The sequence below is a fragment of the Kribbella sp. NPDC051936 genome (assembly GCF_040680955.1).
GTDB lineage: Bacteria > Actinomycetota > Actinomycetes > Propionibacteriales > Kribbellaceae > Kribbella.
The window spans coordinates 569,445-595,245 of the sequence record NZ_JBFAXS010000005.1; the positions used below are offsets into that span (position 1 = coordinate 569,445).

At 69.6% G+C, this 25,801-nt stretch carries 25 protein-coding genes; 19 read left to right on the forward strand and 6 right to left on the reverse strand.

The genetic code is table 11. The features are described from left to right. Window positions 1–44 precede the first annotated feature (44 nt). From AB0L64_RS20425 to AB0L64_RS20440, 4 genes are all read left to right on the forward strand, one after another. Window positions 45–545, forward strand: coding sequence for a hypothetical protein (locus AB0L64_RS20425; RefSeq protein ID WP_359938106.1), 501 nt, complete (start codon window positions 45–47; stop codon window positions 543–545). 84 nt (window positions 546–629) lie between these two features. After that, window positions 630–920: a hypothetical protein gene (locus tag AB0L64_RS20430; RefSeq protein WP_355689473.1), complete on the forward strand. Its 291-nt coding sequence runs from the start codon at window positions 630–632 to the stop codon at window positions 918–920. Further along, window positions 907–1,308: a DUF5130 family protein gene (locus tag AB0L64_RS20435; RefSeq protein WP_363712153.1), complete on the forward strand. Its 402-nt coding sequence runs from the start codon at window positions 907–909 to the stop codon at window positions 1,306–1,308. The genes AB0L64_RS20430 and AB0L64_RS20435 overlap by 14 nt, the downstream gene beginning before the upstream one ends. A gap of 1 nt (window position 1,309) precedes the next feature. After that, complete coding sequence (locus AB0L64_RS20440; protein WP_363712155.1) at window positions 1,310–1,909, forward strand: GNAT family protein; 600 nt, start codon at window positions 1,310–1,312, stop codon at window positions 1,907–1,909. Here AB0L64_RS20440 and AB0L64_RS20445 read toward each other — a convergent pair. After that, on the reverse strand, window positions 1,891–2,577 hold the full coding sequence (locus AB0L64_RS20445) for a hypothetical protein (RefSeq protein ID WP_363712157.1): 687 nt from the start codon (window positions 2,575–2,577) through the stop codon (window positions 1,891–1,893). The genes AB0L64_RS20440 and AB0L64_RS20445 overlap by 19 nt on opposite strands. Before the next feature lie 398 nt (window positions 2,578–2,975). Here AB0L64_RS20445 and AB0L64_RS20450 point away from each other — a divergent pair, with 398 nt between their 5' ends. Next, window positions 2,976–3,968 (forward strand): aldo/keto reductase, encoded by a 993-nt coding sequence (locus tag AB0L64_RS20450; protein ID WP_363712159.1) that lies wholly within the window; start codon window positions 2,976–2,978, stop codon window positions 3,966–3,968. Here the strand turns inward: AB0L64_RS20450 and AB0L64_RS20455 are convergent. Together AB0L64_RS20455 and pepN are read right to left on the reverse strand one after the other, a co-directional pair. Then, window positions 3,965–4,495 (reverse strand): hypothetical protein, encoded by a 531-nt coding sequence (locus tag AB0L64_RS20455; RefSeq protein WP_363712161.1) that lies wholly within the window; start codon window positions 4,493–4,495, stop codon window positions 3,965–3,967. The genes AB0L64_RS20450 and AB0L64_RS20455 overlap by 4 nt on opposite strands. 78 nt (window positions 4,496–4,573) lie before the next feature. Beyond that, window positions 4,574–7,147 carry an aminopeptidase N gene (gene pepN, locus AB0L64_RS20460; protein WP_363712163.1) on the reverse strand — a complete coding sequence of 858 codons (2,574 nt, stop codon included), beginning with the start codon at window positions 7,145–7,147 and terminating at the stop codon, window positions 4,574–4,576. A 111-nt stretch (window positions 7,148–7,258) separates the two neighbouring features. Here pepN and AB0L64_RS20465 point away from each other — a divergent pair, with 111 nt between their 5' ends. The 12 genes from AB0L64_RS20465 (at window position 7,259) to AB0L64_RS20520 (ending at window position 17,996) form a co-directional block, all read left to right on the forward strand. Next, window positions 7,259–7,873, forward strand: a complete 615-nt coding sequence (locus AB0L64_RS20465) for a DsbA family protein (RefSeq protein WP_363712165.1) — start codon at window positions 7,259–7,261, stop codon at window positions 7,871–7,873. Window positions 7,874–7,955: 82 nt separating this feature from the next. Further along, entirely contained in the window at window positions 7,956–8,711 is a 756-nt protein-coding gene (locus AB0L64_RS20470) for a hypothetical protein (protein WP_363712167.1), read from the forward strand. A gap of 10 nt (window positions 8,712–8,721) precedes the next feature. Beyond that, window positions 8,722–9,189, forward strand: a complete 468-nt coding sequence (locus AB0L64_RS20475; protein ID WP_363712169.1) for a ribose-5-phosphate isomerase — start codon at window positions 8,722–8,724, stop codon at window positions 9,187–9,189. 216 nt (window positions 9,190–9,405) lie between these two features. Further along, window positions 9,406–10,233 carry a DNA-formamidopyrimidine glycosylase family protein gene (locus AB0L64_RS20480; protein WP_363712171.1) on the forward strand — a complete coding sequence of 276 codons (828 nt, stop codon included), beginning with the start codon at window positions 9,406–9,408 and terminating at the stop codon, window positions 10,231–10,233. A 63-nt stretch (window positions 10,234–10,296) separates the two neighbouring features. Continuing rightward, window positions 10,297–11,391, forward strand: coding sequence for a PP2C family protein-serine/threonine phosphatase (locus AB0L64_RS20485; RefSeq protein ID WP_363712173.1), 1,095 nt, complete (start codon window positions 10,297–10,299; stop codon window positions 11,389–11,391). 117 nt (window positions 11,392–11,508) lie between these two features. Then, complete coding sequence (locus tag AB0L64_RS20490) at window positions 11,509–12,564, forward strand: hypothetical protein (RefSeq protein ID WP_363712175.1); 1,056 nt, start codon at window positions 11,509–11,511, stop codon at window positions 12,562–12,564. Window positions 12,565–13,737: 1,173 nt separating this feature from the next. Then, complete coding sequence (locus tag AB0L64_RS20495) at window positions 13,738–14,733, forward strand: hypothetical protein (protein ID WP_363712177.1); 996 nt, start codon at window positions 13,738–13,740, stop codon at window positions 14,731–14,733. 88 nt (window positions 14,734–14,821) lie between these two features. Beyond that, window positions 14,822–15,283 carry a hypothetical protein gene (locus AB0L64_RS20500; protein ID WP_363712179.1) on the forward strand — a complete coding sequence of 154 codons (462 nt, stop codon included), beginning with the start codon at window positions 14,822–14,824 and terminating at the stop codon, window positions 15,281–15,283. 62 nt (window positions 15,284–15,345) lie between these two features. Beyond that, complete coding sequence (locus AB0L64_RS20505) at window positions 15,346–15,765, forward strand: SRPBCC domain-containing protein (RefSeq protein ID WP_363712180.1); 420 nt, start codon at window positions 15,346–15,348, stop codon at window positions 15,763–15,765. A gap of 60 nt (window positions 15,766–15,825) precedes the next feature. Beyond that, on the forward strand, window positions 15,826–16,266 hold the full coding sequence (locus AB0L64_RS20510; RefSeq protein ID WP_359938053.1) for a nitroreductase family deazaflavin-dependent oxidoreductase: 441 nt from the start codon (window positions 15,826–15,828) through the stop codon (window positions 16,264–16,266). A gap of 150 nt (window positions 16,267–16,416) precedes the next feature. Further along, complete coding sequence (locus tag AB0L64_RS20515) at window positions 16,417–17,139, forward strand: CDP-alcohol phosphatidyltransferase family protein (protein ID WP_363712183.1); 723 nt, start codon at window positions 16,417–16,419, stop codon at window positions 17,137–17,139. After that, entirely contained in the window at window positions 17,139–17,996 is an 858-nt protein-coding gene (locus AB0L64_RS20520; RefSeq protein WP_363712185.1) for a hypothetical protein, read from the forward strand. The genes AB0L64_RS20515 and AB0L64_RS20520 overlap by 1 nt, the downstream gene beginning before the upstream one ends. On the opposite strand, the gene AB0L64_RS20525 is transcribed toward AB0L64_RS20520, so the two are convergent. From AB0L64_RS20525 to AB0L64_RS20535, 3 genes are read right to left on the reverse strand one after another with little or no spacing between them, the layout of a single operon-like run. Next, window positions 17,993–19,144, reverse strand: a complete 1,152-nt coding sequence (locus AB0L64_RS20525; protein WP_363712187.1) for an AAA family ATPase — start codon at window positions 19,142–19,144, stop codon at window positions 17,993–17,995. The genes AB0L64_RS20520 and AB0L64_RS20525 overlap by 4 nt on opposite strands. 30 nt (window positions 19,145–19,174) lie before the next feature. Further along, window positions 19,175–20,353, reverse strand: a complete 1,179-nt coding sequence (locus tag AB0L64_RS20530; protein ID WP_363712189.1) for an ROK family protein — start codon at window positions 20,351–20,353, stop codon at window positions 19,175–19,177. A gap of 8 nt (window positions 20,354–20,361) precedes the next feature. After that, window positions 20,362–23,769 (reverse strand): alpha-N-acetylglucosaminidase TIM-barrel domain-containing protein, encoded by a 3,408-nt coding sequence (locus AB0L64_RS20535; protein WP_363712191.1) that lies wholly within the window; start codon window positions 23,767–23,769, stop codon window positions 20,362–20,364. Window positions 23,770–23,933: 164 nt separating this feature from the next. Here AB0L64_RS20535 and AB0L64_RS20540 point away from each other — a divergent pair, with 164 nt between their 5' ends. Both AB0L64_RS20540 and AB0L64_RS20545 read left to right on the forward strand, forming a co-directional pair. Further along, on the forward strand, window positions 23,934–24,866 hold the full coding sequence (locus AB0L64_RS20540; protein ID WP_363712193.1) for an NAD(P)-dependent oxidoreductase: 933 nt from the start codon (window positions 23,934–23,936) through the stop codon (window positions 24,864–24,866). Beyond that, complete coding sequence (locus AB0L64_RS20545; RefSeq protein ID WP_363712195.1) at window positions 24,866–25,792, forward strand: RNA polymerase sigma-70 factor; 927 nt, start codon at window positions 24,866–24,868, stop codon at window positions 25,790–25,792. The genes AB0L64_RS20540 and AB0L64_RS20545 overlap by 1 nt, the downstream gene beginning before the upstream one ends. The last annotated feature ends 9 nt before the right edge of the window (window positions 25,793–25,801 follow it).

Genomic DNA, 25,801 nt, shown 5'->3' on the forward strand with positions numbered 1-25,801 from the left:
TGCACTCCTTGAAATAACCGCCCCATATTTCAAGGAGTGTCCCCATGAAGTTGCTCCGTCGCGTCGTGGTTCCCCTGGTCGCCGTGCTCGTCGGTCTGCTGCCCGGAGTGGTGGCGGTCGAGCAGGCGTCCGCGCTGACCAAGCTGACGCACTCCCAGGCGACCTCGATCTTCCGGGCCGCGGGCCTGACCTGGTCGTCCAGCGGTGGCTGCTCGGACCGCTACAACTCCACGTGCACGTCGTTCGAGCAGATCAACGACAGCACGGCGTACGGCGTGCGCACGCTGAAGACGGCCAGCGGGTGCGCGGTCAACATCACCGGCGGTACCGAGGTCGGCCACGCGAGCGGCACCTACAGCCACTGGAACGGATACAAGGTCGACATCTCGAAGTACACCTGTGTCGGCAACTACATCCGCAACACGTTCACCCGGATCGCCGACCGCGGCGACGGCGCCGCCCAGTGGCGCTCCGGCGCCGGCAACATCTACGCCGACGAAGGCAGCCACTGGGACATCACCTACTACAACTGCGGCGGCTGCTGACAAGAGCTGCTGACAAGAGCTGCTGACAGGTCTTGCGGGAGGGGCCTCGGTCCCTCCCGTGCTGCGGGTACTAGGCTTCGGCTTGTGATTGTCGAATTGTCCGGGCACTCGTTGCTGGTGTTCGTCGGGATTCCTGCCCTCGTCATCGCCGTGCTGGCGCTGCTGGTGTTCGCGTCGTCGATCGCGAGCGGCCCGCGGTACCGTCCGGGCCTGTCCTGGTGGGCCCCGCCGGTCTGGATCAACGGACCGACGGCGACCAAGCCCGACCCGGCCAACCTGCCCGAGATGCCTGAGCTGACCAGTGCACCGGGTGCCACCGCGACCGCCGGCACCGGCGTCGCCCGCACGCTCGGAGGCGCAAGTGCCAGCTGGTGACGCATTCACCCCCGACCAGCTCTACGACATCGAGCGCGCCGTCCGGCACGCCGAGGAGACCTCCGGCCTGCACTTCTCGGTGTACGTCGGCGGCGCGGACTCGGAGACCCGCCCGTTCGCGATCGAGCTGCTGAACGAGCTCGACGACCCGGACAGCAGCATCCTGGTGTACGTCGACCCGGCCGGCCGTCGCCTCGAGATCGTCACCGGCTCGCTGGCCAGGCGGCAGCTGTCGGACGCGTCCGCCGGCCTGGCCGCGCTGACCATGCAGACCTCGTTCGCGACCGGTGACCTCACCGGCGGCCTGGTCACCGGCGTCCAGCAGCTGGGCGCGCACGCCCACCAGCCGCCGCTGCTGCACGCGAACAACGAGCCGCACAAGCTCTGACGTGGCGGCCCTGCAGTCCCGTCGCATCGACCTGGACGACGTCGTACTGCGTCCGTTCGTCGCCTCCGACGAGGCTGCGGTGGCCCTCGCGCTGCAGGACCCTGGCATCCTCCGCTGGACCGCCGGTACGGCGGTGATCAGCACGCCGGCCGACAAGCGCGCCCGCCGCTGGCTCGAGCCGCGGATCGACAGCTGGGCGCGCGGCAACGCGGTCTTCGCGATCGCGGACACGCAGACCGATCAGGTGATCGGCAGCGTGACGCTGCGGGACGTCCACCGCGTACCGGACCAGGCCGTGGCGGCGTACTGGGTGAGCCCGCTCGCCCGTGGTCGCCGGCTCGGCGCCCGCGCGCTGGACGCGGCCGCGCGCTGGGGCTTCGCAGCCGACGGCCTGCGGCTGCACCGCATCTCGCTCGACCACGCGCTGGTCAACGCGGGGTCCTGCCACGTCGCACAGCGCGCCGGGTTCCAGCTCGAAGGCGTGATGCGTGACTACTACGTCGAGCCGACCGGGCAGCGGCACGACTCGCACCTGCACGCCCGGCTGGCGACCGACTCAGTGCCGTCAGTGCCCTCGGTACCTCAGCCGGCCGGTTCGTAGGTCGGGCACGGGCTCTGGTACGCCGCCTGCGTGCGCGGGTCCAGGCACAGGTTCAGCATCTGCTCCGAGGACGTGCCCGGGCCGAGGTAGACCATCCAGGTGCCGGTGACCGGTGTGAGTGAGCTGGTCGTGAGGCCCGGGTACTGACCGTCGACCAGCATCGCCTTCGCCGGGATGCCGGCGCGCGTGATCTTGGCGGCCGTCTCCTTGGCCGTCTCGCCCGCGTCGGCCGGGTACTTGTCCAGCATCGCGATCCACTGGCCGCTCTTGAACTTCGGCGAGGCCGGACCGGTGTTCACCGGCGGCGGCGTGGTCGTCTGAGCCTTCGCTGTCGGCTTCGGGGCGGTCGCGGACACCGGCGGCTTCCGGTCGGCCTTGGTGACGCTGCCGGTCGCGCTCGCGGTCGGCGCGGCCGGTGCCGCGGCGCCGTTGTCGGTCCCTGACCCCATGCGCAGTCCGTCGGCGGGTGTCTCCGAGTCCGCGCCGCGGGTGAGGATGAACGCGAACACCGCGACCATCGCCAGGCCGGCCACGATCGCTGCGCCGATCGCACTGCGCGATCGCTGCGGCTTCCGCGACCGCGCCGCGGGCGCGTTCCGTCGGGCGGCAGGCCGCTGCTGTCTGCGGGCAGCCCGGGCGGGCGGCTTCCGGTGGTCGACGCGTGTCACGGCAAGGGCCCCTCCCCAGACACCCTGATGGATATATGCGGTGCAGCTTAAACCGAACGCACGAGTAAGTGAGCCTTCTTCAGGTGGTAAGAATCTCTTTCCCCAGAAGGGAATCGCGCACCGCGCACACCCCTTCACGATCCGCCGACCAACAATCGTTTGATTCTCACGGGTAGCGTTCGCGCTACCACTGTCCGGGTCCGGAGGCGATGGCTGCCGTCCGGCGGCGCTGGCAGCCTCCGGCGGCCGCCGCAGCGTCGTCGAGTCGATGTCGAGTCAGCTGAACGACTCGGTGCCGGCCCTGCTCGCCCAGGAGAAGGCCGCGAAGCAGCTCATCGACAACGCGTTCTGCCGGACCGCTTGACCTAGAGGGCGCTCTAGTTGGTTCGCTGACGGTCATGCGATATCTGACGATTGGCGGCGACTCCGCGCGGCAGCGCCGGGTCAGCCAGATCGCCCTCGGGGCGATGCTGATGGGGACGGTGACCGACGAGGCGACCTCGTTCGCGATCCTGGACCGGTACGTCGAGGCGGGCGGGACGTTCGTCGACACGGCCAACAACTACGCGTTCTGGGTGAACGGCACCCAGGGCGGTGAGAGCGAGCAGCTGCTCGGCCGCTGGCTGCGGAGTCGCGGCGTGGGCGACGAGTTGACGATCGCGACCAAGGTCGGTGGCCGGCCGCCGCGGCCCGCCAGGCAGCTCAGTGAAGACCTGGAGGGCCTGTCGCCACAGGTGATCAAGGAGTCGCTGGCGCGCAGTCTGGAGAACCTCGGCCGGGACCATGTCGACGTGTACTACGCCCACGTGCCCGATCCCGCCGTACCGCTGGAGGTGCAGGTCGAGACCTTCGGCGCACACGTGGCCGAGGGGACCGTCGGCCTGGTCGGGCTGAGCAACTACTGGAGCTGGCAGATCGAGCGGTTCAGGACATTGGCGGCTGCGGCAGGTCTACCGGGGTGCGAGGTGCTGCAGCATCACCACACGTACTTCCGGGCCCGGACCGATCAGGGCGGACTCCGGTCGCGTGACGGCGCCATCGGAGTCACCGACGGCCAGCTGCTCAGCTATCTGCGTGCAGAGCCCAGCATGAGCCTGGTCGCGTACTCGCCTCTGCTCAGCGGTGGTTATGTGCGCGCCGACAAGCCGCTGGACGAGTCGTACGACCACGCCGGCACGAGAGCTCGCAAGCTGGCGCTGGACGACGTCGTACGCGAGACCGGTGCGACAGCGAACCAGGTGGTGCTGGCCTGGCTGATGGGTGGCGAGGTCTCGATCATCCCGCTGGTCGGTGCGTCGTCGGTCGCCCAGCTCGACGAGACGCTCGCATCCGTCGACCTGGAGCTCACCGCGGACCAGCGGAACCGTCTGGACGCGGCTGGTCAGAACTAGGTGCCGGACGGTATGCCGTCGGGGCGCGGGGTGGGGCGGGTGTCGAGGACGTCGTCGAGCCAGCTGTCGACGTCCACGCCGGCCGACAGGATGTGCTGCACGTACGACGCGCGCTCGTGGCTGAGCACCTCGAGTTCCCAGACGCAGGGCGCGGCGCCGATCGGTGCCGGCCGCAGGTCGTCGACGTCCATCCCGCTGAAGATGCTCAGCCGTGACTGGAAGTCCTTCGCCCAGCTCTGCACCACGAGGTAGATGCCGTCGTCGCCCAGATGCAGTACGACGACCCCGAGCCCGACGGACCCCATCGCGTCGTCGAACTCGAGCTGCCGGGTGGCGGTACCGCGGGCGACGTCGACCATGTGGTCGTCCCATTGCCGGCCGCGCGCTGTGACGACGTACGGCTTCACCAGACGGTGGGTGTACCGCCAGGGCATCAGTGGGGTGATGGGGCGGGGTCGGTACGCCTCTGCGAGTCCGGTCAGCGCAACAGCTGCCGCACCAGCCAAGGCGGGATCAGAGGCGGGCACCGACCCAGTCTTACCGCACGACGAGGTTCAAAGCGACAGGGCCGGTCCCGTGATGAGACCGGCCCTGTCGGAAGGCTGTCAGGCGACGATGTCCTTCGCCTGCGCGGCGATCGCGCGGGTCAGGTCGGCCTGGGCCTCGGTGACGTACCGGAGCGTCGGAGCGTCGACGGTCGACGACTCCACAGCCAGCCAGCCCGTCAGCGCGTCGAGCGCGCCCTGGTCGGCGAGATGCCGCGGGGACAGGTACACGAGCACGTTCTCGCCCATGGACGAGCCGAGCCGCGTGTACACGTCCTTGGCCGCGTTCAGGTACTTGTCGACGTACGGCCGCAGCAGGTCCTCCTGGCCCGGCTGCTGGAAGCCGAGGATGGTCCGGAACTGCGTCTCGTTCGGAGTGTCCTCGGACTCGACGGCGACCCGCCAGGCCTCTTCCTTCGCCTCCGCGGTCGGCCGGGCGGCACGGGCCTGGGCGGCCCGCTCCTGACCGGTGATCGTGGTGTCGCGGGTGAGCTCGTCGTCGATCTCGTCGGCGCCGATCCGGCCGAGCCGGGCCAGCGCCACGATCAGCGTCCAGCGCAGGTCGGTGTCGACGACCAGGCCCTGCGGCAGGTCGCGACCTTCCAGCCAGCCGGCGAGCCGGTCGGCACCGGTGTCGGAGAACACCGCCGAGCTGTACGCCCGGACGAACGCCAGTTGGTGGTCGCTGCCCGGCTCCGAGTCGGCGACCAGTCCGGCGAGCGCCTCCTCGAACTGCGCGCGCAGGGCGGGCCGGTTCTGCGGAGCGGCGTACTGGTTGATCGCGCTGCTCGCCTGGTTGAGCAGGGAGCGGACACCGGTCAGGTCGGTCTCGGCCCGGATACCGCGCAGCACGATGCCGACGTACTGGCTGGCCGGCATCTCCGCGTCCCGGGTCATGTCCCACGCGGAGCCCCAGGCGAGTGCCCTCGGCAACGACTCGGTGAGCTGGTCGATCGACTCCACCAGCGTGCCGCGGGAGCGCTCGTCGAGGCGGATCTTGGCGTAGGTGAGGTCGTCGTCGTTCAGCAGCACCAGGTCCGGCTGGGTCGCGCCGGTCAGCTCCGGGAGCTCGGTGCGCGGCCCATCGATGTCCACCTCGAAACGCTCGGTCCGGACCAGGCCGGCCTCGCTCCGCCGGTACAGGCCGACCGCGAGCCGGTGCGGCCGCAGCACCGGGAACTTCTCGGTCGCGGTCTGCTCGATCGCGAACGACGTGAACGCGCCCTGGTCGTCGACGGCGAAGTCGGCCCGCAGCGTGTTCACGCCGGCGGTCCGCAGCCAGCGCTCGGTCCAGTCGTCGAGGTCGCGGCCGGACGCCTTCTCCAGCGGCTTCAGCAGGTCGGCGAGCTCGGTGTTCGAGAACGCGTGGTCCTTGAAGTACTCCTTCAGCGCGCTGACGAAGGTGTCCTCACCGACGAACGCGACCAGCTGGCGCAGCGTCGAGGCGCCCTTGGCGTAGGTGATGCCGTCGAAGTTCACCTCGACCGCGTGGAAGTCGATCATGTCGGCCGCGATCGGGTGCGTCGACGGCAGCTGGTCCTGCCGGTACGCCCAGTTCTTGCGGGCGTTGCAGAACGTCGTCCACGCGTCGGAGTACTTCGTCGTGGCGACCACCTGCGCCCAGTGGCTGGCCCACTCGGCGAACGACTCGTTCAGCCACAGGTCGTCCCACCAGGTCATCGTGACCAGGTCGCCGAACCACATGTGCGCCAGCTCGTGCAGCACGGTGTTGGCGCGCGCCTCCATCTCCGCGTGCGTCGTCCGGCTGCGGAACAGGTACTCGTCGCGCAGCGTCACGCAGCCCGCGTTCTCCATCGCGCCCATGTTGTACTCCGGCACGAAGGCCTGATCGTACTTGTGGAACGGGTACGGCGTACCGAACGCCTCCTCGAAGAGCGCGAAGCCCTGCTTGGTGACCTCGAACAGGTCGTCGACGTCCAGCGCGCCCTTCAGCGACGGACGGCACAGCAGCGACAGCGGGTACGTCCCGTGCGGCCCTTCGTACACGTCGGTGACCACGTGGTACGGACCCGCGACCACCGCGGTGATGTAGGTGGAGATCCGCTCGGTCGGCGGGAACTCCCAGCGCGCCAGCTCCTCGCCGTTCGCGCCCTGGTACGGCGTGGGCTCGGGCGTCGGGGCGTTCGAGATGACGACCCAGCGGGCCGGTGCGGAAACGGTGAAGGTGAACGGGGCCTTGAGGTCGGGCTGCTCGAAGGTGGCGAACACCCGGCGGGCGTCCGGCACCTCGAACTGGGTGTAGAGGTAGGTCTCCTTGTCGGCCGGGTCGACCGAACGGTGCAGCCCTTCACCGGTCCGCGAGTACAGGCAGTCCGCCACCACGGTGAGCTCGTTGCGCTCCGCCAGCCCGTCGAGCTGGATGCGGGCACCGTCGTACACGGCGTCCGGGTCGAGGGTCACGCCGTTCAGCGTCACCGAACGGACCGTGTCCGCGATCAGGTCGGCGAAGGTGCTCGCCCCGGCCTCGGCCGCGAACGTGATGGTGGTCACCGACGGGTAGGTCGGAGCACCGGTCGGGGCGTTGGCCAGATCGAGCTCGACTGCGTAGCTCACGTCGCTGACCACGCCCGCACGGGAACGCGCCTCGTCGCGCGTCAGGTTGGTTCCAGGCATGTCGGCATCCTATGCACCTGGCTCGCGGGTTGGCCGAGGGTTTCCCCCCGACATTGGGTATTGGATACCGAGTCGGTATAACCGTTGTTTCAACTTTGTATGATGGTGAATATGACTGCCTCCGCTGATTTCTGGTTCGACCCGGCCTGCCCCTGGGCCTGGATGACGTCCCGCTGGATGCTCGAGGTCGAGCAGGTCCGGGACGTGACGACGACTTGGCACGTGATGAGCCTCGCCGTTCTGAACGACGGCCGTGACGAGCTCCCCGAGAAGTACCGCAGCTTCCTGAGCAACGCGTGGGGCCCGGTCCGCGTGCTGATCGCGGCCGAGCAGGCGCACGGCAACGAGGTTCTGCTGCCGCTGTACACCGCGCTCGGCCGGCGGATCCATGTCGAGGGCCGGGGGATCGGCGACGGCAAGGGCGACGTGATCAAGGAGGCGCTGGCCGAGGTCGGGCTGCCGGCGTCGCTGATCGAGGCCGCCGACACCGATCGGTACGACGACGCGCTGAAGAAGTCGCATCACGCCGGTATGGACCAGGTCGGGATGGAGGTCGGCACGCCGGTGATCTCTGTCGAGGGCACCGCGTTCTTCGGTCCGGTGGTGACCCCGGCGCCCAAGGGCGAGGCGGCCGGCAAGCTCTGGGACGGCGTCCGGCTGGTGGCCGGCACCGAGGGCTTCTTCGAGATCAAGCGCACCCGGGACCGCGGGCCGATCTTCGACTGACGGTTCAGGGGTTGAACTCTCAGCACCCGGGCGGTGAAAGTTACTCACTCATGAGTCCGTCCAGGAGTGAGTGGGATTCCAGATGACCTTGGCCGCCGGCGTCGCCGTGTTCGACCGCCAGACCGGGCAGTTCGTCCACCAGGAGGACGCGGACCAGCGCTTCCGGTCCGCGTCGGTGGTGAAGCTGCTGATCGCGCTGGACTTCTTCGCACGCCGCGGACCGGAGTACGACGTACCGCCCGACGACGGGAAACGGCTCGAGGTCATGCTGCGCAGCAGTGACGACGACGCGGCGAGCTACTACTGGGACCAGCTGGGTGGCGCCGCGATCGTGGACCGCACGGCCGAGCGGCTCGGCCTGACGCACACGGCCGGCCCGCCGCCCAGCCACCCGGGTTTCTGGGGGTACGTCGCGATCACCGCCGCCGACACCGTCCGGATCTACCGCCACCTGCTGGAGGACGCCCCGCGGCCGGTCCGCGACTTCGTGATGGGCCACCTGCACCAGGCCACCCGCCACGGCACGGACGGCTTCGACCAGTTCTTCGGGATCCCGTCGGTCTTCGAGGACGGCTACAGCATCAAGCAGGGCTGGTCCGGGTTCCACGGGTCCAGCGGGTATCGGTCGGACCGGGCGAAACCGGAGTCCGTGGTCGACCTCGTCAACGACGCGCTGCACACGACCGGCACCGTCGGGCCGGACGACCGGAGCATCGTCGCGGTCTTCACGCTGCACCCGAGCGGGACGCCGTACGAGCAGGCGTACGCCGCTGTGACGGAGCTGACCGCGGAGCTGACGGTGCCAGGCGGCGTACACGTGCGGAAAGCTGACAAGTAGATTGCGGGCCATGCGAGTGCACATCGGCTCCGACCATGCCGGCTTCGAACTCAAGAACCACCTGGTGCAGCACCTGACGGCTGCCGGGCACGACGTCGTGGACCACGGTCCGGCGGTGTACGACGCCGTCGACGACTACCCGCCGTACTGCCTGCGCACGGGCCAGGCCGTGGCCGGCGAACCGGGCAGCCTGGGCATCGTGATCGGCGGCTCGGGCAACGGCGAGCAGATCGCCGCCAACAAGGTGAAGGGCGTCCGGGCGGTGCTCGCCTGGAGCACCGACACCGCGCGGCTCGGTCGCGAACACAACAACGCCAACGTGATCAGCGTCGGCGCCCGGATGCACACCGAGGAGGAGGCCACCGCGTTCGTCGAGACGTTCCTGGCCACCGACTACTCCGGCGAGGAACGGCACACCCGCCGGATCGAGATGCTGTCCGCCTACGAGTCCACCGGCGAACTCCCGCCGCTGCCCTGATCATCGTGCTCGGTCGCATCGGTCGCATCGGCCGCATCGGCCGCATCGGCCGCATCGGCCGCATCGGTGCTCGGCAGGACGGGGCGACGTACGACGGGCTGACGGGGCCGCGACACGTCGCGGGCCCGCATGCTCCGGCCGGTGCCGACAACGGCCGGGGTGGGCGGACTCGTCCGGCCCCCTCTGGATCCATCTGTCGTCCCCATAAGAGGAACTATGCCTGAAGGTCACACCCTGCATCGATTGGCGAACGACGTCTGGGACGCGTTCGGCGGCCGGACGGTTCGGGCGTCGAGCCCGCAGGGCCGGTTCGCCGAGGGCGCCGCGCTGCTCGACGGGCACCTGCTGCGCCAGACCGAGGCGCACGGCAAGCACTTCCTCGCCGACTTCGAGGGCGCGGGCTGGCTGCACGTCCACCTCGGGCTGATCGGGAAGATGGACATCCGCCCGGCGCCGGTCCCCGAACCGGTCGGTCAGGTCCGGCTGCGGCTGCAGAACGCCACGGCGTACGCCGACCTGCGCGGTGCGACCGTGTGCGAGGTGATCACCGACGAGGAGCGCGACAAGCTGCTCGGCCGGCTCGGTCCGGACCCGCTGCGTGACGACGCGGATCCGGACCTGGCATGGAACCGCATCCACCGTAGCAAGCTGCCGATCGGTCAGTTGCTGATGAACCAGGACGTGCTGAGCGGGGTCGGCAACGTGTACCGCGCCGAGGTGCTGTTCCGGGCCAAGCTGAACCCGATGACACCGGGCAACGTGGTGAAGAAGCGCGAGTGGCAGGGCATGTGGGACGACCTGCTCGCGCTGATGAAGTACGGCGTGGAGACCGGGCGGATCGACACCGTTGCCGACGACCACACCCCGGAGGCGATGGGCCGTGACCCGCGCCGGGACGACCATGGGGGCGAGGTCTACGTCTACCGGCGTCAGGGGCAACGGTGTTTCGTCTGCCAGTCGGTGATCCGCACGAAGATCCTCGCGGGCCGTAACTTGTTCTGGTGCCCCAAGTGCCAGCGAACCGGTCTCACTCGCAAGAGCTGACAGTCATCGGTTGTGTTTCGAAGTGATGCACGGACCGATCGGTACCGTTATGTTCTTCACACCATGAGGAAGAGCGGCGGACTCGCGCTGATACGACGCATCGGCCGCCGGGTCGAGGCGCTGGGCCGGCGTGCCCGCCGTTCGCACCGCGTCGCCTTCGGCGCGCTCATGCTGGTGCAGTTGCTGATCTCGATCGCGTGCCTGGCCTGGTCGACGTTCGTGCCGGCCTCCTTCCTGATCGTCCCGCTGGTGGTCGGCGGCGTGCTGCTGCGGTTCGGGGAGCTGGTCGCGCTGACCGCGATCACGACGACGTTCGGCGCGTACGTCGTCCTGTCGCGCGGCCTGACGCTGCCCCGGATCGGCTTCGTGCTCGTGCTCGTGGTCGTCGGCTGGATCATGATCACCAGCGCGAAGGTGCGCAGCCGGCTCGGCGTTCCCGGGACGCGCGGCGAGTCGATGCTGATGGAGCTGCGCGACACGCTCACCGCACAGGGCGAGTTGCCGACGTTGCCGCCCGGCTGGCGGGTCGAAGTCGCGATCCAGTCCGCGGGCGGGTCGACGTTCTCCGGTGACTTCGTCGTGTCGACGGTGCACGAGCACGTCCTCGAGGTGGCGCTGGTCGATGTCTCCGGCAAGGGCATCGACGCCGGGACCCGGGCGCTGTTGCTGTCCGGCGCGTTCGGCGGGCTGCTGGGCGTCGTACCGGAAGAGGAGTTCCTGTCGTCGGCGAACCGGTACATCCGGCGGCAGGAGTGGGACGACGACTTCGCGACCGTGGTGCACGTCGTGCTGGACCTGCGCACGGGGGACTTCGACGTCCGGACGGCCGGGCATCCGCCGGCGATCCAGTTCGACGCGTGGTCCGGGCGCTGGCAGACGCGGGACACCGACGGGCCGCTGCTCGGGCTGGTGGAGTCGCCCGAGTTCGAGGTGAACCACGGGCAGCTGAAGCTCGGGGACGCGTTGTTCCTGTACAGCGACGGGATGGTCGAGACGCCGCGCCAGGACATCGGCCGCGGCACGGACCGGCTCGCGGGCCACGCGGAGCGGCTGGTGGGGCAGGGGTTCCTGGGCGCGGCCGCGGAGCTGGTGGCCACCGCCGGCGGGCCGGGCGACGACTCGGCGATCGTCATCATCCACCGCATGGCGCATGCCTGAGGCAACCAAGTCTCTCGTTGTCATCCCCCGACTTTGTTGACTTGGGCAACGAGAGGGGCATACTGCTGGAGAGATGTCCGCCCGGATTGTGACCATTGGTGAGACAGGGGACTGGGGATGGTCGTCAAGGGGGTTCGCGCTCAGGCTGCCACGATGGTGGCGGCCGCCGGGGCGCTCACGCTTCTGATCGGCGCCGCCGCGATGTTCGTGCGGCCGGGCGGGGACGCGCTGCCGGCCGGCGCGGCGATGGCGGCGCCGCCGGGCAACAACGGGACGATCAAGATCGACGGGGTGGAGCTCGGCGACAAACCGCCGGAGAACAACCCGCACCAGGGGTGTTCGTTCACCGTCGAGTTCTACAACTACGAGGAAGGGCCGTACAACGCGCAGGTCATCTTCCAGGACCAGGCGCCGACGTCCGACGCCGGCGTGCAGGTGGTGTCCGGCGACCTGAACCCGTTCATCGGCGGCGATCCTGCAGGCGGCGGCAACGACCTCGACGCACGCGTGGTCTACACGGTGAAGTTCACCGGCCAGCCGCATCCCGTGCAGGGCTATCACCTCAAGATCACCATCCACGCCCCCGGCGCCCAGGGCAACGACACCAAACACAAAGTCTTCTGGGTCAAGGGCTGCGACGCCCCACCCCCAACCACACCCCCAACTACACCCCCGACAACGCCGCCAACGACGCCGCCGACGACGCCTCCGACGACACCGCCGACGACGCCTCCGACGACACCGCCCACGACGCCTCCGACGACACCGCCCACGACGCCTCCCACGACGCCTCCGACCACGCCTCCCACGACGCCTCCCACGACGCCTCCGACCACGCCTCCCACGACGCCTCCGACCACGCCGCCCACCACGCCTCCTAGCACTCCGGTGACGACGCCGACGGTGCCTCCGGGAACGGTGTCGAGTACGCCGCCGGCCAGTACGACGACGAGGCCGACGACTCCGGCGCCGACGCACCGCACGAGCTCGGCGAGCTCCGGCGTACCGACTGCGGTGAACGCCGGCCTGCCCGGTCCGCCGACACGCCCGGTCGCGGTCACCAGCGACGACAGCCCGTCCCAGGCGGGCAGCATCCTGATGACGCTCGGCGGCATGCTCCTCGCCGGCGGCGCAATCGGCTCACTCCGCCGCCACGGCCGCCACACCAGATAGAGCCCCGGTCCCGGCGGCCGTCACAACCGCCGGGACCCACAGCCCTCCACCGACGAGTACGCCGGCGCCGACGCCCCACACGGGCTAGGCAAGCTCCGGCGTACCGACTTCGGCGAACCCCGGCCTGCCGACCCGTCCGGTCGCGGCAACCGACGACAGTTCGACGTGGGGCGGCGACATGCTTTCGCGAGTGGCGCAATCGGCTCACTTCGCCGGGACGCGTGCTGTCCGCAGCCCTCCACCGGCGAGTACGACGCCCCCAGGACCGCCGCGCCGCACGAGCTCGGCAAGTTCCGGCGTACCGACTGCGGTGAACGTCGGCCTGCCCGGTCCGCCGACCCATCGCGGCAAGCAGTGACGACTGGCCGACCGGGGCCAGCGGCAACTGATGACGTCCGGAGGAGTACTTCTCGTCAGTGGCGTGATCGGCTCGCTCAACTGTCACGACCGCAGGGATGCGCGCTGTCGGTAGCCCTCCGCCGGCTCGTACGGCGATTCCTGCGCCGACGCGCCGTACGAGCTTGATGAGTTTCTGGCGTACCGACTGCGGTGAACGCCCTGCCCGGTCCGCCGACCTGTCGCGGCAAGTAGTGACGACAGGCCGACCGGGGCCGGTGGCAACTGATGGCGCGCGGAGGAGTGCTTCTGGCCGGTGGCGCGGTCGGCTCACTCCGCTGTCACGACCGCTGGGACGTGGTTTCCGCAGCCCTCCACGGGCGCGTACGACGAGTTCGGCATCGACGCGCCTTACGAGTACGGCGGGTTCCGGTGTGCCGACTGCTATGAACGCCGGCCTGCCTAGTGCGCCGATCCGTTCGGTGACGGCGAGCCCGTGATGACAGGCTGTCCGAGGTCGGCGGCATGCTTCTCGCGGGTGGCGCGTTTGCTCACTCCACTGCCACGACCGCTGGGACGTGGTGTGCGGGTGAGTACGACGAGTGCGGCGGCGACGCGTCGCTCGAGATCGGAGTTCTGGGGTATCGGCTGTGGTGGACGCCGGCCGGTGGGATCGGTTCGGTCTGTCGTTTGTGCGCTGTCCACAGGCCTTGGGCAGCGGGGGCTGTGGAAAACCCTGCGACACGCGGGCCAATCGTTACCGAACGAGCTTGACTGCCGTAACGGAACCGAAATACTTCTCCAAGGCCTAACCCCTGCACTCGTTCGAGGACGGACATGACCCACACGGGCGTTCGCTCCCGCGCGGCCGGCATCTTCGCCGGCGCCGGAGCGCTTTCACTGCTTCTCGGCGCGGCGGCTCTGCTCGTCGCGCCCTCGGCCAACGCGGATCAGACCGCCGGCCACAACCCACCGGGCAACAACGGCACGGTGAAGATCGAGGGCGCCGACATCCAGAGCGGACCGCCGGACAACAACCCGCACCAGGGCTGCACGTTCACCGTCGAGTTCTACAACTACGACAAGGACGACTCGTACAAGGCCACGGTCACCTTCGAGGACCAGGCCCCGACGGCGGATGCCGGCCTGCAGGTGGTGTCCGGCAACCTGAACCCGTTCATCGGCGAGGACGAAGCCGGTGGCGGCACGGACCTGGACGCGCGTGAGGTCTACACGCTGAAGTTCACCGGCGAGCCGCACCCGCAGCAGGGCTACCACGTGAAGCTGACCGTGAACGCCCCCGGCTCGATCGGCAACGACGTCAAGCACAAGGTGTTCTGGGTCGAGGGCTGCACCACGACGCCGCCCACCACGCCGCCGACGACTCCGCCGACCACGACGGACACTCCGCCCACGACGCCGCCGACGACCCCGCCGACGACCACGGACACTCCGCCCACGACCCCGCCGACGACCACGGACACTCCGCCCACGACGCCGCCGACCACGCCGACGGAGTCGCCCACCACGACGGACACTCCGCCTGCGACGCCGACTGACACGCCGTCCACCCCGGGGACTTCGGTGAACCCGACGAGCACGCCGCCGCCGGTGACCGAGTCGACTCCGGTCTCCGACGTGCCGAGTGACACGCCGACCGCCGGTGTTCCGACCGCGATCGACGCCGGCTTCGGCGGATCCGACGGCGACTCGGTTGCCAACAGCAATGGTGCGTTCGGTCTCGCGGGCGGCCTGCTGCTCGCGGCCGGCGGCATCCTGATGGCCGGCGCCGGAGTGGTCACCTTCCGCCGCCGCGGCAAGCACACCGCCTGACCGTCATCCGCACGCGGCCGCCCGCTCCGTCCGGGGCGGCCGCGTACCGGTCCGTCGTCGCCCCGGCGATGGCGTAGCCTGCTCCGTCGTGACGATCGATGGGCTGGGTGACACGTTCGGCTCGGACGCGGATCCGGCGGCGCCGGACGTGTCGTTCGAGGAACTCGTCGCGATGATGCCGGAGGCGTTGCGGGAGGTGTTCCCGCCGTACCGCTGGCAGCTCGCGAAACTGTGGGAGCTCGACCTGAAGGTCGAGCCGGTCGAGATCGCCGACCTGGTCTGGATGTTCGACCTGCCGCTGTGGCAGCTCGAGGGCGAACGGTTCAGGGTGACGCCGCACCAGGTCGCCGAGACGCCGATGAACTTCCGCGCGCACTACCAGCGGGTGATGGACGCGGACCTCGACTTCCCGATCAACCTGGTCGCGTACCGCGGCCGGCTGGTCGTGCTGGACGGCGTCCACCGGCTGCTGAAGGCGCACTTCCTGCGCCGGCGCTGGATCGAGGCGACGATCGCGACCGCAACCCAGCTCCGCTCCTGCGCCCGATGAGTCGAGGCCGATGAATCAAGCCGGACGAATCTGGGCACCCCCGAACGGGGAGGATAGGCGTCATGGACAGCGTGGAGCGTGAGGTGTACGTCGAGGCCCGGCCGGAGGTGGTGTGGGCCGCGGTGACGCAGCCGGAGACCTTTGCCCGGTGGTACGCGTTCGGCGGGGCGGAGATCGATCTGCGCCCGGGTGGGCGGCTGGTGATGCGCTGGGACGAGCACGGCGAGTTCCGCGGCTTCGTGGAGAAGGTCGAGCCGGGCCGCCGGTTCGCCTACCGGTACGCCGTGGAGCCGGGTGTGGAGCCGGTGCCGGGCAACGCGAACCTGGTCGAGTTCACGCTCACGCCCGAGGGCGACGGCACCCGGCTGCTGGTGGTCGAGTCGGGCTTCGACCGCCTGGACGAGCAGCACGACCCCGAGCAGTCCGTGCAGGCCTGGGACAACGCGCTCGCGGCCCTGACCGAGCTCGCTCCGGCGCTCTGACCTGTCCGCGCGACGCGCCGGGGCTGTTGATGGTGATGCGTCACCATTATCATGGGTGACATGACAACCAACAGCGACGAGTACGCCCCCAGCACCAGCGACTGGGTCCGCGAGCAGGTGGAGAAGGTCACCGAGGCCGGGACCACCGACGCGGTCGACATCATCGGGCTCAAGGTCGTGCTGATGACTATGCGCGGTGCGAAGTCCGGCAAGATCCGCAAGGTGCCCGTGATGCGGGTCGAGAAGGACGGCGTGTACGCCGCGGTCGCCTCGCTCGGCGGCGCACCGAAGAACCCGGTCTGGTACTACAACCTGAAGGCCGACCCGAAGGTCAGCCTCCAGGACGGCGACGTCACCAAGGAGTACGTCGCGCGCGAGATCGAGGGCGACGAGTACGACGAGTGGTGGCAGCGCTCGGTGGCCGCGTACCCGCCGTACGCCGAGTACCAGACCAAGACCACCCGGAAGATCCCGCTCTTCCTGCTCGACCCGGTCAACTAAGTCCTTGCAAAGATCTCGCCTCGGTCGACGGTCGGTGACGAGGCGCGGGCCAGGCTTGTGAGACGCTGGCGACGGCTGGGTCGACCTCGACCCGGCCCGACGCCTTGCGTCGCCTGAGTTCTGGGAGTTGTCCTGACCACACACGACGCGGTGCGGGAACCGTTCGTCGGGTCGACGCGGCTGCGTCTGGCCGGACTGGCACTGCATGCCTATACCGCGAGCGGAACGGTGCTCGCGCTGCTGATCGTCATCGCCGCCATCGACGGCGACGCCGTGCGGGCGCTCTGGCTCGGGCTCGCGACCCTGGTGATCGACGGCACGGACGGGATGCTCGCCCGCCGGCTGCGGGTCAAGGAGACGATCCCGTGGTTCGACGGTGCGATGCTCGACAACATCGTCGACTACCTGACGTACGCGTTCGCGCCGATCGTGTTGCTGTGGACCGGCGGCTATCTCCCGTCCGGGACCTGGGGCGCGGTGCTCGGCGCGCTGCCGCTGCTCGCGTCCAGCTACCAGTTCTGCCGGGTCGACGCGAAGACCGAGGACCACTTCTTCCTCGGCTTCCCCAGCTACTGGAACGTGGTCGCGTTCTATGTCGTGGTCCTGAGCCTCAGCCCGGTCACCACCGGCATCATCCTGGTGGTCTGCTCGGTGCTCGTCTTCATCCCGGTGAAGTACGTGTACCCGTCGCGCACCAAGGCGTTCCGCTCGCTGAACCTGCTGACGACCGCGATCTGGCTGGCGTCGTACGCCGTGCTGCTCGCGCAGATGCCGGACCCGAACGTGGTCGTGGTCGCGATCTCGCTGTCGTACCTGGTGTACTACGGCGGCCTGAGCCTCTACCTCACCTGGCGCCGTAGGGCCGTCGCGTAGTGGTTCTCGGGCTGAGCGCGGCGCTCGGCGCCGCGGTGCTGTTCGGTATCGCGGCGATCCTGCAGGCCGTCGGGTCGCGGAAGGTGCCGACCGAGTCGGAGCTGGATCCGCGCCGGCTCGGCGGATTCGTGGCCGCGCTGCTCAAGCAGCCCGCGTTCCTCGGTGCGCTCGCGCTGAACCTGGCGGGCTTCGGGCTGCACTTCGTCGCGCTGCGCCTGCTGCCGCTGTACCTGGCGCAGGCCGGGATCGCCGTCAGTCTCGTGATCACCGCGTTGCTCGCCACGCGGCTGATGTCGGACCGGCTGAGCGCGCTGGAATGGTCCGCGGTGATCGGCGTCTGCGTCGGGCTCGGTCTGCTCGCGGTGGCTGCCGGTGATGCCGGCGACAGCGCGCAGCACCACGGCCTCACGATCGGCATCATCATCGGGCTCGTGACGATTGCTGTCCTGGGCGCCGTCGCCAGCCGTTCGCAGCACGGTGTGTCCACGGCGTTGCTCGGCCTGCTGGCCGGTCTCGGGTACGCCGGCGTCGCGATCTCGGCCCGCTTGTTGCAGGACGGGTCGATGAGCGAGCTCGTACGAAGCCCGACGCTCTACACCTTGCCGATCAGCGGCGCGCTGGCGTTCATCCTCTACTCGTTGGCGCTGCAGCGGGGATCGGTGACGCTGGCCACCACGCCGATGATCGCGCTGCAGACCGTCACACCTGCCGCCGTCGGCGTCTTCGTGCTCGACGATGCCGTCCGTGCCGGCTGGTGGCCGGCTGCGATCATCGGTTTCCTCCTGTCCGCTGCGGGTTCGGTCATCTTGGTTCGCTTCGAGAGCGTGAAACCCCAGGACGTACCGGCCGGTCCCTAGCGGCTCGGCCACTTCCACGGCGGCTCGTCGAGTGGGCCCTGGCCGGTGATGGTCGTGGCGCCCTTCTCCTTGGCGAGCTCGAGTGTCTGGAGGTCGGGGGAGAGGGCTTCGAGTGCGGCGATGAACGGGCGGGAGTGGGTGACCACGATGACCTGGGTCTCCTTCGCGGCGGTCACCACCAGGTTGGCCAATGCGGGCAGGAGATCCGGGTGCAGGCTGGTCTCGGGCTCGTTGAGGACGAGGAGCTCGGGCGGCCGCGGGGTGAGCAGCGCGGCGACCCAGAGCAGATATCTGAGGGTGCCGTCGGACAGCTCGGCCCCGGACAGCGGGCGGAGCAGACCGTGCTGGTGGAACGCGATCTCGAAACGGCCTGCGGTGTTGACGATCTGCACCCGGCTGCCGGGAAAGGCCAGCTCGATCGCCTCGTCCAGCGCCCCGTGTGGGCCCAGCTCCCGGATCGTTTGCAGGGCGGCCGCGACATCCGCGCCGTCCGCGGCGAGCACGGCGGTGCGCGTGCCGACCTGTACCCGACGGGCGGGCGCTGTCGCGTCCGTGCGGAAGTGGTCGTAGAACCGCCACCCGCGCAGCCGCTCTCGCACCAGCAGCAGCTCGGGCGCGCGCTCCGGATCCGCGAACTCGCTCAGCATGCTGTCGAACGTCTGGAGCGGGTGCCCGCCGCGCTGCCACTCACCGCTCGCCGAACGGATCCGCACCTCGTGGTTGTTGCGCTCGACCAGCAGCGCCGCCGGGCGGAGGAACGGCCCGGCCCACAAGGCTTCGCGCTTGATCACCGGATCCAGGTCGAATTCTGATCCGTGCGCGATCGGCAACCCGAGATCCATCAGATAGCCGTAGTCGTGGCCCGCGAAGCCCATCCGCAACGTCACCGGCCCGGTCCGCACGGTGCCCTGCGTCGGTCGATCCTTCCGCACCTGCTCCGGCCCGGCCCACAGCGTCGACTGCAACCCACCTTCACGGGCAAGCGCCGCGACCGCCCCGTTCCGCGAGGCGTCGGCCAGCAACCGCAGCGCCCGGTACAGACTCGACTTGCCCGTCCCGTTCGCACCGGTCACCACGTTCAGACCGCGCAGCGGCATGACGATCCGCCGCAGTGACCGGTAGTTCTCCACCGCCAGCGTCGTCAGCATGTCAGTCAAGGTACCGACGCCCTCCGACAATCAGGTCTCGGCGCGGTCCGGGGAGATGTGCCAGAGGACTCCGAGTTCCTGCAGCATCGCCGCGGCCGCCGCGCCGTGCATCTTGCTCCGGTCCGCCATCGTCGAGAACCGCGGACGGCGTACGTCGACCGCGGGCAGGCGGCGGGCGAGCTCCTGCTCGATGGCGTCGAGCAGCCGCGCCCCGGCCCGGCGGACCGGCCCGTCGATCACGACGTCCGGGATGTCGAGGATCGCCGCCTGGACGCAGACCAGCGCGCCGAGGCTCCGGCCCGCGAATTCGACCCGCTCGGCGAGGGCTCGCAGCTCCGGTGGCTCGCCGGGGGCCGCGACCGCGTCGAGGTCCTCGACGGAGGCGTCGCCGAGGATCGCGGGCAGGTTCGCCACCGTTTCCAGGCAGCCCGTCCGGCCGCATTCGCAGCGCCGGTCGCTGACGCCGACGTCGATGTGCCCGACCTCGCCGGCCCGCTGCCGTTCGCCGAGGTGCACGCGTCCGTCGAGGATGATGGCGGACCCGATACCGCCGGCGATGTGCAGCACGATCACACTGCCGCCGGCCTGACTGCGGTGCGAGAGTTCGGACATCGCCACCGCGGTCGCGTCGTTGACGAGCACCACGTCGTACCCGAGGGCCTCCCGCAACGGCCCGGCGAGGTCGACGTCGTGCCAGCGGAACTGGATCGACTCGACGATGCCCTGCTCCGGCGACAGCATGGCCGGGACGGCGACGCCCGCGGCGAGCACCGTCCGCCCGTCGTCGGCGGCCAGTTGCCGCAGGAAGCTGCCCAGGACCGAGATCACGTCGTCGACGCCGGGGCCGGGCGGCAGGGCCACCCGGCCGGTCGTGCTGATCACCCCGTCCAGTCCCACCACGCCCGCGACGATCTCGGTCGGCCGGAGGTCGGCCATCAGCAGGCACTGGCGGCCGGTGTCGACGCGGAGCGGCTTCGCGGGTTTGCCGCGGCCGCTCGGCGTCCCGGCCTCCTCGACCACCAGATGCCGTGCCATCAGGGACTCGACGATCTCCGACACCACCGCGCGCGCCAGACCGGTCGACCGGGAGATGTCCGCGCGCGACATGCTGCCGTCGCCGATCAGCACGGTCTGCAGGACCAGTCGGGTGTTGCGCTCGCGCAGTACGCCGGGCGTCACCTTCTCGGTGATCCGTATCGCCTTCGTCATCCCTGCCTTCAGTACACGCCGTACACCGCCAACTCTTGGAGGTGGAGCGTGTAGGCGTTGGTGGTGTTCGCGAATCCGGTCACCCGGACGTACCGGTAGGCGCCTGTCACGTCGTACCGGTCGCCCACATCAGTCTGCGCCTTGTGGGTCACCTTCTCCGCCAGCCGGGTCCACGTCTGCCCGTCCACGCTTCCGTCGACACGATAGAGGTACGACCGGCCGTCGGCGTAGTACGGCGTGACGCGGACAGCGGACAGTGCGTGAGCAGCGCCGAGATCCACCTGCAGCGACGACGGTTGCCCTGCGCACTGTGCGGGCGCGCAGAACCAGCCGGTGCTCAGATCGCCGTCGACCGCGCTGGCCGCCGCGTGGCCACCTTCCGCGCTGGTAGCCGCTACAGGCTTCCCGAGGCTCAAGGAGACCGGCGGCGGCGTTGAGCACGTGACCGTCGGTACGCCGAACGACAACGCGTCGAAGTACCGGTTCGCGTCGTACTGGTGCACCTGCAGCCGCAACTGCCGTACGCCGGTGACGTCCGCGTCGAGCACGACCGCCTTCGACGCGTCGCCCGCGATCCCGCTGCGCAGTACGCCGGACTCGGTCAGCAGTCTGCCGTCACCGAAGACGCGGACGACCACATCGCCGTCGGGAGTGTGGTTCATCGCGTCGTCGATCCCCACCACCGTGGTGAAGCGCCCGCAGCCACCGCCGAGCTCGAACCGGACGTCGGCGTTCGCGTTGGTGCCGAGGCCCTTGCTGTAGGCAACACCGTCGAGCAGGATCGGCCGGCCGTTGCCGGACGGCGTGGCCGGCGTGACGGTGTCGCGTGCGACCGGGTAGACGCCGTCGTGGTTCCGTGAAGAGGCGAACTGCAGGTCGCTCAGCTGGTACCGCCCGGTCGCTGCGACCGGCAGGACCGCGCTGGCCTTGCGTGAGGACTGATCGGACCGCATCGTCACGTCGAGCGACACCTGGCTGGTCGGACCTCCACGGACAGTCCACGTACGCGACACCGTTCCACCTGGCTCGATCCGGTCCGGCGCCTCGCCCACAGGCTCGACCGTGAATCCAGTGGGCGCCGGGATGTCGAAGGTCAGTCCCGTCACTGCGGCGAAGTAGTTCGTGTTCGTCACAGTTGCCGTGACTCGAGCGGCTCCTGACGAGTCCACAGTCCCCGTCGGCCGCAGTGTCAGCGTCAGCTCGTAGTCGTCGTTGCGCAGTCGGTCCAGCAGTTTGGTGGCCTCTACGTAGGTGTCGCCGGTCGGTCTGGTGCGGTAGGTCGTCTGGTCGGACGACCACCGTTCCGCCACGTCGTACCAGTCGATCTGCGGTGTGGCCGTGGCCTTCAGCGCTTCGAAGTACTGCTTCCAGCGGGGCGCGTAGTAGCCGTCGAGGAGCCCGGACCACTCGCGGTACGCGTAGTCCTGCAGGTCTGTGGTGCGCAGTCCCCACGACGTCAGCTGTTTGCGCGCGTCGTACTCGAGCTGCGCGGACTCGGTGCTGTCCGCACCCCAGCTCCTGGCCTGCTCCAGCCAGCGTCCGATCAGGTACTGCTCGTTGGTACCGACCAGGTCGTCGACGCCGGCGATGTACCCGAGCCACGTGTCGGTCAGCTGTGTGAAGCGCCCGAGGTCCCCGGCCTCGTACGCCGACCGGATCTGCGGCAGCAACGTACGGGACCGGTCGGCGACGGACTGACGTGCGACCTCCAGCAGGTCGTTGCGGTACGCCGTGTTGTTGCGCAGCGAGCTGCCGACCGCGAGCAGTGCGGGCAGCGCACCCGCGAACTCGGCCGGATCGTAGGCGAACGCCGCCTGCGCCCAGCTGTGCGGCCGCTGGACCGTCAGGCTCGGGATCGCGGCGAACAGGCCGCCGTGGCCCGACGAGCGGCCGCCGTTCGGCGGAATCGAGTACGCGGTCTCGGCCAGGATCCGCCACGCCTCCCGCGCCTTCGGGTCCGTCCCGCCGTACCGGGCGTCCGCGTAGTCGGCGAACCACTGGTCCAGGTCCACGGGGCCGTCGTGCCAGGGCAGCTCGGCCAGGAACTCCATCGCCACCGCGTTGTTGTAGCTGGCCTCGGGCATGATCGCGATGCCGGACAGGGCCGAGCCGGGCTTCGCCAGCGAGGCCCAGAAACGCTCGTTCCAGGCGCGGATCGGGGCGCCCATGGTGGAGTTGCCGCCGAAGTTCCAGATCGACCCGAACGCGTACGGCGTCCCCGACCAGTCCTTCTCGCGGTCAGGGCTCAAGGCCCGGTCGGACAGCCCGTCGACGACCAGCATCCGGCTACGGTCGATGGCTGCGATCGTCTCCGGCCGCGGGTTGCTCTGCCAGCCGAGGATCGCCCAGATCGCGCCCGGATGTGCCCTGTCCAAGGCGTTCTGCACCGCGACGGACGCTTGACCGACCGAGATGCTGCCGGGCCGCCCGCCCTCGTGCAGGAGATCCATCTTGAACATCGTCGACGGACCCAGGATCCGCTCCTGGACCGCGTAGAACTGGGCCGCGACCCGATCAAACAGTGGGTCGGTCGGCGCCAGCCAGTCAGGCCGCTCCAGCCCGACCCACGTGCCCTGCGGCACCGTGGTGGCGCCGGGGTTCTTCGCCGCGAAGTTCCGTGGCACCGTGCCGAAATAGCCGGGCAGGACCGGCGTGATCCCGAGCGATCGCATCCGGTCCGCGATCCGCCGGCCGAGCTCCGCGCGCTCCTGGATCACCTGGGCGCCGACCGGCGCGGTGAAGTTGGACATGTTCTGCAGCAGCCACCACGGCTGGTACCCGGGTGTTGGGATCCAGGCGCGCACCTCGTCCGCCTGGTACCCGAAGGACTGCAGCGCCTCGTAGTACACGGCCTCGGTCCCGATGGGCATGAAGATCTCGTTCACACCGTGCAGTGCCTGGACGTCGATCAGCCGTTCCCAGTCCTCGAACGTCCGGTACGGGCCGGAGTACCCGTCCTCGGTGTCGTTGCCGGCGAACCGGTGCTCGACGACCGACGACTGCTCGATCGGCCGCTGCGGCGCGGGCAGGACCGGCGGCAGGTCGAGCTGGTCGCCGGTCCAGGAGATGTCCGCCTTCACGACGTGCTTGAGGTACCAGTTGAACCCCATCAGCAACGCCGACGTACTGCTGCCCTCGACGACCGGCCGCGCGCCGCGGCTGATGATCCGGAACGTGTCGCGGCCCGCGGACGCCGGGATCGTGGCGAGCGTGATCTGGCTGCCGTGCCCGGTGCCGACCAGGCGCCGGATCGCGTCCTTGGCCGGACCGGTGTCGAAGAGCGGGCGGGCGGACGGGCCCTGCTCCGGGGAGTCCGCCAGTGCGGATGGCGCGCCGAGCAGCAGCGCCGCCGTTGCCACAGTGGCTGCCGCGGTCGTCGCGGCGAGCCATCGCCGGACCCTGGTACGTCGGTTCATCAACCTGACCTCCGATTTTGATCGCGGCCCAAACTAAATGGCGGTACGCAACCGGTCAACAGCTCGGCGAGGACTTTCGAAAATATTTTTCCTAAACCTGGCGTGTCACAGCCGGCCGCGCTGTCTCGTCTCGGGGGCGCAACCGATCAAGGAGTGTGAAGAGGATGCGTGTGTTCGTGGCTGGTGGGAGTGGAGTTCTGGGGCGGCGGCTGGTGCCGCAGCTCGTAGCACGTGGGCATCAGGTGACCGCTACGACGACCAGTGCGGCCAAGCTGGAGCTGGTCAGAGCAGCAGGTGCCGAAGCAGTGGTGATGGACGGGCTGGACGGTGCGGCTGTCGGCGAGGCGGTCGCGCTCGCACGGCCGGACGTGATCGTGCACCAGATGACCGCGATCTCGATGGCGCATGCGGGCAAGCCGGACATCAAGCACCCGGACCGCTGGTTCGCGAAGACCAACCGGCTGCGGACCGAGGGGACCGACCACCTGCTGGCCGCGGCCGAGGCAGTCGGTGTGCCGCACTTCGTTGCCCAGGGCTACGCGAGCTGGAACGGCATCCGCGAAGGCGGGTGGGTCAAGACCGAGGAGGACCCACTGGACCTTCTGGAAGGGACAGCCGCGTACGTCGGCCTGAAGGCGCTCAGCCGGATCGAGGACCTCGTGCTGAAGATCGGTGGAGCTGTCATGCGGTACGGCGCGTTCTACGGCCCGGGGGCCATCGACGACCAGGTGGAGCTCGTGCGCAAACGCCAGTACCCGCTGGTGGGACGCGGAACTGGCTACAGTTCCTGGGTGCATCTCGACGACGCGGCCGGCGCGACAGTGCTGGCTGTCGAGCAGAAGGCCGGCGGTGTGTTCAACATCGTCGATGACGACCCGGCACCGGCCCGCGACTGGCTGCCGTACCTGGCGGAGTGCGCAGGCGCGAAGCCGCCGCTGCGTGTTCCGGTGTGGCTGGCGCGACGGCTGGCGGGGGACCAGGCTGTGGTGATGATGACCGAGGGCCGCGGGTTCTCCAACGCCAAGGCGAAGCGGGAGCTGGGCTGGGAGTTGCAGTACCCGTCGTGGCGTCAGGGTTTTAAGGCCGAGCTGGCGTAATGCGCACCCGCGACGAGGAGTTCGAGGAGCTGCGACCGCTGCTGTTCTCGATCGCCTACCGGATCCTCGGCAGCGTCAGCGAGGCGGAGGACGCTGTACAGGACACGTGGCTCCGGTACGCCGCCTCACGGACGGAGCCGGCGTCCGCGAAGGCGTTCCTGTCCGCTGTCGTGACCCGTATCTGCGTCGACGTGCTGCGGTCTGCTCGGCGCCGTCGGGAGACGTACGTCGGACCGTGGTTCCCGGAGCCGTTGCTGTCCGACCCGTACGAGGACCCGGAGCGAGCGGCTGAGCTGGCCGACTCGGTGTCGATGGCCGCGCTGCTCCTGCTGGAGCGGCTGTCTCCGCTGGAGCGGGCAGGGTTCGTGCTGCGGGAAGTGTTCGGGTTCGACTTCGCTGACGTGTCGTCGGCGCTGGGACGGACTGAGGCCGCCTGCCGTCAGTTGGTGGTGCGAGCGCGTCGCCATATGGAGGCAGGGCGGCCGCGCTTCGCTGCGGACCAGCGTGAGCGGGAGGAGTTGGCGGTGCGCTTCTTCGACGCGTTCAAAGAAGGCGACGTCGACAACCTGCTGGAGTTCCTGGCCGCCGACGTCCAGTTGGTGGGGGACGCCGGTGGCAAGGCGCCGCAGTGGGGCCGGGGCGTCGTCACAGGCGCTCACAACGTCGCGGGAATGTTGGCTGCCCTGTCCGCGCCGTTCACCCAGATCGGTGGTGTCGTGGAGCCGCACGTGATGAACGGCCAGCCCGGCGCGATCTTCCGCGACAATGCGGGTCGGGTGGTCAACACCTGGACGCTCGACATCGCCGACGGACAGATCCAGGCGATCCGTGCGGTGGTGAACCCGGACAAGCTCCGGCACGTCGGCCCGGTCGCCGACGCGTGGGCCGTCGTCCGGGACACGAACGCGGCCCGCCGAAACGGGTAGCGGGGCGCA

Excerpts from the sequence above, each read along its gene's own strand:
- AB0L64_RS20425 (WP_359938106.1), top strand. The coding sequence starts at position 45 with ATGAAGTTGCTCCGTCGCGTCGTGGTTCCCCTGGTCGCCGTGCTCGTC.
- AB0L64_RS20450 (WP_363712159.1), top strand. The coding sequence starts at position 2,976 with ATGCGATATCTGACGATTGGCGGCGACTCCGCGCGGCAGCGCCGGGTC.
- pepN (WP_363712163.1), bottom strand. The coding sequence starts at position 7,147 with ATGCCTGGAACCAACCTGACGCGCGACGAGGCGCGTTCCCGTGCGGGC.
- AB0L64_RS20465 (WP_363712165.1), top strand. The coding sequence starts at position 7,259 with ATGACTGCCTCCGCTGATTTCTGGTTCGACCCGGCCTGCCCCTGGGCC.
- AB0L64_RS20470 (WP_363712167.1), top strand. The coding sequence starts at position 7,956 with ATGACCTTGGCCGCCGGCGTCGCCGTGTTCGACCGCCAGACCGGGCAG.
- AB0L64_RS20475 (WP_363712169.1), top strand. The coding sequence starts at position 8,722 with ATGCGAGTGCACATCGGCTCCGACCATGCCGGCTTCGAACTCAAGAAC.
- AB0L64_RS20480 (WP_363712171.1), top strand. The coding sequence starts at position 9,406 with ATGCCTGAAGGTCACACCCTGCATCGATTGGCGAACGACGTCTGGGAC.
- AB0L64_RS20485 (WP_363712173.1), top strand. The coding sequence starts at position 10,297 with ATGAGGAAGAGCGGCGGACTCGCGCTGATACGACGCATCGGCCGCCGG.
- AB0L64_RS20490 (WP_363712175.1), top strand. The coding sequence starts at position 11,509 with ATGGTCGTCAAGGGGGTTCGCGCTCAGGCTGCCACGATGGTGGCGGCC.
- AB0L64_RS20495 (WP_363712177.1), top strand. The coding sequence starts at position 13,738 with ATGACCCACACGGGCGTTCGCTCCCGCGCGGCCGGCATCTTCGCCGGC.
- AB0L64_RS20505 (WP_363712180.1), top strand. The coding sequence starts at position 15,346 with ATGGACAGCGTGGAGCGTGAGGTGTACGTCGAGGCCCGGCCGGAGGTG.
- AB0L64_RS20510 (WP_359938053.1), top strand. The coding sequence starts at position 15,826 with ATGACAACCAACAGCGACGAGTACGCCCCCAGCACCAGCGACTGGGTC.
- AB0L64_RS20525 (WP_363712187.1), bottom strand. The coding sequence starts at position 19,144 with ATGCTGACGACGCTGGCGGTGGAGAACTACCGGTCACTGCGGCGGATC.
- AB0L64_RS20530 (WP_363712189.1), bottom strand. The coding sequence starts at position 20,353 with ATGACGAAGGCGATACGGATCACCGAGAAGGTGACGCCCGGCGTACTG.
- AB0L64_RS20535 (WP_363712191.1), bottom strand. The coding sequence starts at position 23,769 with ATGAACCGACGTACCAGGGTCCGGCGATGGCTCGCCGCGACGACCGCG.
- AB0L64_RS20540 (WP_363712193.1), top strand. The coding sequence starts at position 23,934 with ATGCGTGTGTTCGTGGCTGGTGGGAGTGGAGTTCTGGGGCGGCGGCTG.
- AB0L64_RS20545 (WP_363712195.1), top strand. The coding sequence starts at position 24,866 with ATGCGCACCCGCGACGAGGAGTTCGAGGAGCTGCGACCGCTGCTGTTC.